This is a genomic window from Virgibacillus xinjiangensis (assembly GCF_042643145.1).
GTDB lineage: Bacteria > Bacillota > Bacilli > Bacillales > Amphibacillaceae > Virgibacillus_O > Virgibacillus_O xinjiangensis.
In genome coordinates this window covers 20,920-29,343 of record NZ_JBHRSA010000026.1, presented here as the reverse complement: position 1 = coordinate 29,343, position 8,424 = coordinate 20,920, and the positions used below count along the sequence as shown (strand labels likewise).

Sequence of the window (8,424 nt, the reverse complement as noted above, 5' to 3'; positions counted from 1 at the left end):
GATCAAATTGATGTCCGGCTTGGGTCAAAAAGATGGCATTACTGGGTCAATTCGATGGCTGTAAACATATACGATGGCGAACTTCAGTCTGGGATTCTTCCCTATCTCCGGGAGCATCATTGCAACATCGATGGGATCGGCCGCTGTCATCGGCGCATCCGGCAAAGGGTTCGAGGTCGGTTTTTCCTGGTTTCTGACTAGCCTGCCGACACTGATCTTTTCCGTGCTGCTGGCCGTGGTGCTTGGTGCCACGATACGGAAATTGAAGCTGTATACCATCCCTGATCTATTCGTACGCCGCTTCGGTAAAGCAGCAGGCCTCATTCCTGCATTAATTATCAGCATTCTGTACATGACACCGACGTTCGGCATGCAGATTGTCGGGATGGGCTCCATTCTGACGAACATCGTGGATATTTCCTTCATCTCCGCGATGCTGATCGGCTTCGTCATTTGCGTCGTATTCACATTGATGGGCGGTCTGCCGAGTGTCGCATGGACAGATGCCATCCAGTCCGTTCTCATCCTGGCCGGCCTGGTTCTCATGTTCGTGATGGGGCTGAACTATGTGGGTGGCTGGGATGTCGTGGTGAATAATACACCATCTGAAATCTTAAGTTTTTCCGGCCTGGGCACGACAGAACTGATCAATTATCTATTGATCTTCGGACCTTTCTATCTCGTGTGGCAGACCTCCTGGCAGCGGATTTCCGCAGCCAAAACGGAAAAAACAGCAGTAAGTGCTGTTTCCATAGGGTTCATTCTCACATCGCTTGTAGGGATTTTCGCTCTCGGCATCGGCATCATCGCCCGCCAAGCTGTACCGCTGGATACGCATCCCGACCTAGTGTACACCGAATTCCTAACATCCGTTTTTCCACCCGCAGTGGGAGGGTTCTTCATGGTATCCCTCTTTGCAGCGGTACTGACGGGGGCAACATCTTTCCTGCTCAGTGGTGCGATGAACATCTCGAAGGATATCTATCAGGGCTGGATTGCTCCACAAGCAAGCAGTGAAAAGGTATTGAAGGTATCTAGACTGTCTGTAGGAGGCATGGCCATCGGTGGTCTCTTGGTCGCCTTATTGATCACCGATATCATCGCCATCTACAGCTATGCCCTGTCGCTCTCGGCCATTACTATGGTATTTCCGGTGCTGGCAGCTATGTTCTGGAAGAGAGCTACCAAGACAGGAATGATGGCAAGTGTTGTCGGCTCCCTGGCTGTCGCAGTAGTCTGGAGTATTCTCGGCGATCCATTCGGTCTGCATATGATCATTCCAGGGTTGATTGTATCTCTGATCCTGCTGGTAACGGTAAGCCTGTTTACCGAGCATGATGGGGAAGAGCAGATTGCCGCCTACTACTTTTCCATGAAAAAAGTAAATGAGAAAACAGATGGGCAAAACGACTATCCTATAACACAGAGAGGAGAAGCGAGATGAAGAAAGCAACATTACTATTCACCAACGGAAATGTACTGACATTGGACAAGCAAAACAAAAAAGCCGGTTCAGTAGCTGTAGCAAACGGGAAAATCATCGGAATCTGGCAGAGTGCAGAACCACCGAAAGATGAAGTGGAGATTACGGAGGAAACACAGCTAGTCGACTTAGAAGGCAAAACACTGCTTCCCGGCTTCGTGGACACGCATAATCATATCTTGATGTATGCATTGCTCAAGGACCAGGTGAATTGCAGTACACCACCGAATGAATCCATTACAGATATCCAACAGATTATCGAGGAGAAGGTAAAAGAAACGCCGGACGGAGAATGGGTGATCGGGTATGGTTACGATGACACATTGCTGGCTGAAAAACGCCATCCGACCAAAGGAGACCTGGATAAGGTTGCACCGAACCATCCTATCATCATCCGGCATATCTCCGGCCATCTAGCCGTGGCCAATTCCCTGGCATTAGAACTGGGCGGACTGGAGGACGATGCCTCCGACCCGGACGGCGGGCATTTCGGAAGAGATGAATTCGGCCACTTGAACGGAGTCCTCTATGAGCCAGGTGCTATGAACCCGGTTCAGGAAAAAACTCCGGAAAAGACGGTCGATGAGATGGTAGAGGCACTGGAAGAGGCGGCCCAGGAATACTTGGCACACGGAATCACCACGAACTCAGATGCTGCCATCAACACTTTGAAAGAATTGGAAGTACATTTAAAAGCCGCTAAAAGCAGAAAAAACCCGATGCGCACCCAACTCATGATCATGCACCATTTACTGAGGGAAGGCCAGCCATTCGAGGACTATTCCCCCGCTCAACTGGATCAAGAAATTCAGGAAAAATCTGATGGACTGGCCAGACTAGACAGCGCCAAGATGTTCCAAGACGGCTCCATCCAAGGCTCTGCGTAAGCCTTATCATAATGATCCGGAAACGTACGGAGACTTCATCCATGAGCAGGAAGCATTCAATGAAGAGGTACTTGACCTGCATCAGCGCGGTTTCCGTATCACGACCCATGGGAACGGCGATCGAGCAATCGGCTCCATTCTGGATGCATATGAACAAGCACTAACGAAAAGTCCACGAAAAGATCATAAGCACCGGATCGAGCATGTCCAGTCAGGCACCACCGAAGATATAGCAAGGATGGCCAAGCTTCAAGTCGCCGGCTCCTTCTTCATCAACCATGTCTATTACTGGGGAGACCGCCATGAAAAGATCTTCCTCGGCCCGGAGAGAGGACGCCGGATCAGCCCGCTTGCAGAAGCCGTCGATTATAACTTGTTGTTTACCCTGCATTCCGATTGTCCTATCACGCCCATCTCCCCATTATTCTCTGTCTGGGCAGCCGTGAACCGGATTACAAGAGAGGGAAAAGTGCTAGGCCCAGAACAGCGAATCGACGTAATCACGGCTCTAAAAGCTATGACCATCTATGGATCGGAACTCGTTTTTGATGAAGACAACACAGGCAGCATCGAGATTGGCAAAAATGCAGACTTTGCGGTATTGGGAGAGGATCCTACGGAAGTAGAACCAATTAAGATTAAGGATATAGAAGTGGAATCTACCTTTATTGATGGGAAGGCTGTTTATGGGAAGGAATCTGTGTTGGTTGATTAATTAGGAGAAGAGCCAGGTATCCAATACCTGGCTCTTTCCATCCATCTTATTATACTCCATTGCCTTTCATCATGGAGTGCACTTTCTCTATCTCTTCATCAGGAACAATCAAATAATAGATACCGTCTATAGTAGTTCCTGTACCGGAAATCTGGTGGGTTGTTATATTTTGCCGAGTGCTTTTATAATCGGCGATCAGCGTCTTCATGTCCTCAAAATCCAGATTAGTTGCCATATTATCACCAAGAATATCAATCATTCTATTAGCTTTCGTTACAGAAGCAATAGACGCCCCTTCATCAATAATTGCCTGTACCACTTTACGTTGCCTCTCGGTTCGGCCAAAATCTCCATTAGGATCTTTTTTACGCATCTGTACATACTTCATGGTTTTATCTCCATCCATGACAGTCGGACCGACTTCAAAGTCGTACCCATTGCCTTCCCAGGCTATCTCATTATCTACCGTTATAGGACCAATCTCATCAATTATTTCCTTCAGTCCTTCCATATTCACTCGCACATAATAATCGAGATCTATGTCTAAGAAATTCTCTACCGTTGCAACAGACATATCAGAACCACCGAAGGCATACGCATGATTGATTTTATCTTCATACCCTTTTCCGATAATAGTCGTCCTTGTATCTCGCGGAATACTGATTAACCGGGAAGAGTTGGAAGATGGATCCAAAGAGAGTACCATTAATGCATCCGAACGGCCTCTGTCCCCTTTTCGCTGATCCACACCGAGTAAAAGAATATTCAGCGGTTCTTTTGCTTCAGTCTTCTCTTTCGTCACAGTGGTATCAATAGATTCTACAGGGGCTTGCATTTCATTATTCACTTTATCTTTGGCATTATGATAAATGGAATAAGCATATCCAGTAATTCCTAGTCCAATCAATAACAGGATTAGCAGAGGGATTATTATCCATAGCTTTCTGGATTTTTTCTTATTAGCTCTTCTCATATGAACCTCCCGATTAATATAGTGCTGATGTTATTCCTTTAATAGGAATCTAATCAGTTCTATTACTCTTTCTTGCTCAGCTATTTCCATATTTGATCACTTGGAAGGCAGACCCCATACTCAAACAGGTAAACAAAATATAGCACAAGTTCAATAAAACTACTCAATGTGAGCGTATAAAAGGTTTAATTTAATTTTTCCTTTGTATATAAATAACTAGCAATACTATTTAACCTTAACCTTAAATTAGTGGCCTTTTCGTCATTTTTCATTTCAGAAGAAAGCGTTTTTAATACTTCGAGTATTTCCTCATTATAAATTCCTAAAAAGGACCACCTTAAAATCGAACTATAATATGGATTTTCATCCATTGAGTAATATGCCTTATTCTCTTCATCTCTCTTATGAATATACTTTCTTACCAGTGGAGGCGAACTCTTTTCATCTACCACCTTAAAAACAATGTTAGCGAGCCTATCTAAATCTTGCTTATTGAACACGCTAAAACCTGCTTCTTCATGCAAAATATATATCCCGTAAATAGTAATTCTTGCATGACTTATATCTTCCCAGGGTTTTTCTATGTTTTGTTCTTCATAATAGCTCCAATAATACGTATTAAAATCTTTATCAAATTTAAATAGGGAATACTTAAAGTAGTTCAGACTTTTTTCTATTCGTTCCGTGTATATACTTCCCTTAGTTAGCTTATCATATAATCCGGCGGCAGCTATATATATGCTTATTCTATTGGGAACTCCTATTTTCCCGGCTTCTGAGACAACTCCCTCGCCATGTTGATGCCCCAAATAAAAGCCTTCAGTATCCGAGAAGTCTTTCCACATCGTATCTTGATTGTGTATAGCTAATGCATCACCACTTGATTTTAGAAATTGATTCGCAATTTTATCATATTCACTTAACTCATTGGACTTTACTGTATCTACAAATCTCAGAATAGGCAATATAATCATACCTGTGTGAACCGGATAAATATAATTAAATTTTCCTGAAGTATAATAGCCTCCATCCGACCATCCTGGTAAAGATAGACCAGTACCACTAAAGCTTTCTATTCCTAACTTTTCATCTGTTTGGGTAAAAATATATTCCGCTTGCTGCGCAAAATACTCCAAATACTTTGGATCACCAGTTGCTTTATACATATTAACCAATGAGTTTCCAACATTGCTCCATCCCCACGCATATTGAGCTCCATTGTATGTTGAACTATTCGTCGGAAAATTATTTATAGACCATGCAAAGTCTCTATAAAAGTATTCGTCATACTCTTCTTTAGTTGCGATTGGCTTCTCAGATGGCTGTGCCACAAAAAAAACAAAAAATAATAACGCAATTAAGTTAACTAAAAGAATAATCAAAGTCTTAAAAGGTCTCAATTGATTCACTTCCTCAGCTGTCAGGCCTTATATATAGATAAATCGAGTCGTTTATATTGAAAAAGAGAGTTGCTCTACTTAAACAACTCTCTTAAAATTAATTTCCAGAGCCACAGTATTCTTTAATAGCATTTGCCACTGTCTCTATCTTCTCCTCATTCATGTGAGGGAAAATTGGTAAGCTGAGAACTTCTTCAGCTAATTTATTAGTATTAGGCAACTCCAAGTCAAAATCATAAAGTGGTAACTTATGGACAGGTACTGGATAATAAACCATTGACCCAATTCCTCTTTCTTTAAGATGCTCTTGTAATTCATCTCTTTTCCCATCTAAAACACGGGTAGTGTACTGATGATATACATGGGTGGTATAAGATTGCTCACTTGGCAGTATAACCCCTTTTACATCACTAAGAAGTTTTTTATACCCTTGATCAACTCTTCTGCGGCCTTCATTCCACTCATCAATTCTACGTAGCTTTACTCTTAAAATTGCGGCTTGAATTGAATCTAACCTTGAGTTAAAGCCTAGAATCTCATTACGGTATTTTTTCTTTGCTCCATGAACACGCAGCATTTTGGCTTTTTCAGCTATTTCATCATTATCAGTAGTGATTAACCCACCATCACCATAAGCTCCTAAGTTTTTAGTTGGAAAGAAAGAATAACAACCTATATCACCAATTGAACCAACCTTTTTATATTGATAAAGTGAACCAAAAGCTTGAGCGACGTCTTCAATCACTTTCAAATCAAACTTATTGGCAATTTTCATTAAAGGTTTCATATCCACCGCATGTCCATACAGATGAACCGGTATGATAGCTTTTGTTTTCTCTGTGATTTTTTCTGTTATTAGTGACACATCCATATTATATGTATCTTGTTCAACATCTACAAATACGGGAGTTGCACCTACTTGTGATATAGCTTCAGCAGTTGCAAAGAATGTAAATGAAGTGGTGATCACTTCATCCCCCTCACCTACCCCAGCAGCCAGCAGACCAATTACAAGGGCATCAGTTCCTGAGTTGACACCAATTGCATGCTTAGAACCAAGATACTCAGCTACTTCCGTTTCAAAAGTCTTTACATCAGGGCCCATAATAAATTGACCTGAATCTATGACGCGTGCAATTTCCTGCATAATCTCAGGTTTTAATAATTTCGTTTCCTCTTCTGTGGTAAAAGGAGGTATCTTCATTAACAATCACTCTTTTCTACTAATTGATTTTCACTTTTTAACTCATATTCTCTATTACATTTCTCACACTGACCACTTGTCTCCAGATCTCTATCAAGTTTATTGCCACACTTACACATCCATCCAATCCGGCGTGCTGGCACTCCTGCCATCATCGCGTAATCAGGGACATCTCTACTTACGACAGCCCCAGCTCCTATAAAAGCCCATTTGCCAATTGTCGTACCACATACAATAGTTGCATTGGCACCAATACTAGCTCCGTATTTCACTAATGTTTTTAAATACCCTTGACCAGGCTCTTTAGGAAAGGCAGCTCGAGGGTTCATATCATTCGTAAAAACCATACTTGGTCCACAAAAAACGTAATCTTCAAGCTCTACTCCTTCATAGATAGAGACGTTGTTTTGAACCTTGACTCCATTTCCTACCTTTACATTATTACCTATAAAAACATTTTGGCCGAAATTACAATATTCTCCGATTTGAGTATTAGACATTACATGAGAAAAATGCCAAATTTTCGTGCCATTTCCAACATTTGCTCCTTCATCTAGATAGCTCGAGTCATGAATATAATAAGACATAGTTAGTACTCTCCTGTTATCATATTTGTTATGAGTTTGATAACTCTATCCTGATCTTCCACAGTCATATTCGTTCCGCTCGGTAAGCATAGCCCATATTCAAACAGGTAATCTGCGATACTGTTTCCTTCTTCATGAGGGTAATATGTCACTCCATCAAAAAGAGGTTGCAAGTGCATCGGCTTCCATACTGGCCTGGCTTCGATATTCTCTTCATTCAATTTCTCAATGACTTCGTGCCTGGAGACTCCAGTGACCTCTGGGTCGATAGTTAATGCGGTTAGCCACCTATTCGACATGGTATCTTCCAATTCAGGCTGGAATTCAATACCTTCCACATTGCCAAACGCTTCAAAATATCTATCAAATACTGCACGCTTTTGAGAGACACGCTCATCTAAAACTTCCATCTGTCCGCGTCCTATCCCTGCTACAATATTACTCATACGGTAATTATAACCTATTTCGCTATGCTGGTAATGTACGGCTTGATCTCGTGCCTGAGTAGATAGGAATCTTGCTTTTTTTAATGCTTCCTCTTCATCAGAAACAAGAGCCCCTCCACCGGAAGTAGTAATGATTTTGTTTCCATTGAACGAATACACACCAAACTTACCGAATGTACCGCTTTTTTGGCCCTTATATGTACTTCCCAATGATTCTGCTGCATCTTCAATTACTGGAACATCATACCTATTACATAGTTCTATTAGTTCATTCATTTTTGCACTTTGACCATATAAATTGACAATAATAACAGCTTTCGGCAAATGTCCCTCTTCCTTAGCTTCTCGGAGAGCCCGTTCCAATGCCTGAGGGGACATATTCCATGTATCCATTTCTGAATCTATCAATACTGGAGTGGCACCTTGATAAAGAATAGGATTGGCACTGGCTACAAATGTCAGTGAAGAACAGAATACTGTGTCCATCTCTTCAACATTCAATAGCCTCAAAGCTAAATGGATAGCCGCTGTCCCTGATGTAACTACTGCGGCATCTCTTATAGAATTATATTCTGCAATATCTTTTTCCAATCCATTTACATTGTTACCAAGTGGAGCAATCCAATTTAAGTCGAATGCTTCTTGGATGTATTTTTGTTCGTTCCCGCTCATGTGTGGTGACGAGAGGAAGGTCCTTTTTAACTTCGCCAATATTATCATCTCTTTTCT

8 protein-coding genes are annotated in these 8,424 nt (G+C 42.0%); 3 read left to right on the top strand and 5 right to left on the bottom strand.

All coding sequences use genetic code 11. The annotated features are described in order from the left end of the window. Positions 1 to 73: 73 nt before the first annotated feature. Genes ACFOGI_RS06410 through ACFOGI_RS06400 form a run of 3 tightly spaced genes read left to right on the top strand, consistent with a single transcriptional unit; the run spans position 74 to position 3,085 of the window. The gene (locus ACFOGI_RS06410) at positions 74 to 1,444 is read left to right on the top strand and encodes a sodium:solute symporter family protein (RefSeq protein ID WP_390270187.1); all 1,371 of its coding nucleotides are present in this window, start codon (positions 74 to 76) and stop codon (positions 1,442 to 1,444) included. Then, positions 1,441 to 2,370 (top strand): amidohydrolase, encoded by a 930-nt coding sequence (locus tag ACFOGI_RS06405; RefSeq protein ID WP_390270184.1) that lies wholly within the window; start codon positions 1,441 to 1,443, stop codon positions 2,368 to 2,370. The genes ACFOGI_RS06410 and ACFOGI_RS06405 overlap by 4 nt, the downstream gene beginning before the upstream one ends. Next, positions 2,363 to 3,085 (top strand): amidohydrolase, encoded by a 723-nt coding sequence (locus ACFOGI_RS06400; protein ID WP_390270190.1) that lies wholly within the window; start codon positions 2,363 to 2,365, stop codon positions 3,083 to 3,085. The genes ACFOGI_RS06405 and ACFOGI_RS06400 overlap by 8 nt, the downstream gene beginning before the upstream one ends. A gap of 49 nt (positions 3,086 to 3,134) precedes the next feature. Here the strand turns inward: ACFOGI_RS06400 and ACFOGI_RS06395 are convergent, their stop codons facing one another. The 5 genes from ACFOGI_RS06395 to ACFOGI_RS06375 all read right to left on the bottom strand — a co-directional run bounded on the left by ACFOGI_RS06395 (position 3,135) and on the right by ACFOGI_RS06375 (position 8,415). Next, entirely contained in the window at positions 3,135 to 4,058 is a 924-nt protein-coding gene (locus ACFOGI_RS06395; protein WP_390270181.1) for an LCP family glycopolymer transferase, read from the bottom strand. Between the two features lie 185 nt (positions 4,059 to 4,243). Next, complete coding sequence (locus tag ACFOGI_RS06390) at positions 4,244 to 5,458, bottom strand: hypothetical protein (protein ID WP_390270178.1); 1,215 nt, start codon at positions 5,456 to 5,458, stop codon at positions 4,244 to 4,246. Positions 5,459 to 5,555: 97 nt separating this feature from the next. Further along, positions 5,556 to 6,662, bottom strand: coding sequence for a DegT/DnrJ/EryC1/StrS family aminotransferase (locus tag ACFOGI_RS06385; protein ID WP_390270175.1), 1,107 nt, complete (start codon positions 6,660 to 6,662; stop codon positions 5,556 to 5,558). Further along, a complete protein-coding gene (locus ACFOGI_RS06380; RefSeq protein WP_390270172.1) occupies positions 6,662 to 7,249 on the bottom strand; it encodes an acyltransferase in 588 nt (195 codons plus the stop codon). Before ACFOGI_RS06380 ends, ACFOGI_RS06385 begins: the two co-directional genes overlap by 1 nt. A 2-nt stretch (positions 7,250 to 7,251) precedes the next feature. Further along, entirely contained in the window at positions 7,252 to 8,415 is a 1,164-nt protein-coding gene (locus ACFOGI_RS06375) for an aminotransferase class I/II-fold pyridoxal phosphate-dependent enzyme (protein ID WP_390270169.1), read from the bottom strand. Positions 8,416 to 8,424: the final 9 nt, after the last annotated feature.

Coding starts and splice junctions, on each gene's coding strand:
- ACFOGI_RS06405 (WP_390270184.1), top strand. CDS start 1,441: ATGAAGAAAGCAACATTACTATTCACCAACGGAAATGTACTGACATTG.
- ACFOGI_RS06375 (WP_390270169.1), bottom strand. CDS start 8,415: ATGATAATATTGGCGAAGTTAAAAAGGACCTTCCTCTCGTCACCACAC.
- ACFOGI_RS06380 (WP_390270172.1), bottom strand. CDS start 7,249: ATGTCTTATTATATTCATGACTCGAGCTATCTAGATGAAGGAGCAAAT.
- ACFOGI_RS06395 (WP_390270181.1), bottom strand. CDS start 4,058: ATGAGAAGAGCTAATAAGAAAAAATCCAGAAAGCTATGGATAATAATC.
- ACFOGI_RS06410 (WP_390270187.1), top strand. CDS start 74: ATGGCGAACTTCAGTCTGGGATTCTTCCCTATCTCCGGGAGCATCATT.
- ACFOGI_RS06385 (WP_390270175.1), bottom strand. CDS start 6,662: ATGAAGATACCTCCTTTTACCACAGAAGAGGAAACGAAATTATTAAAA.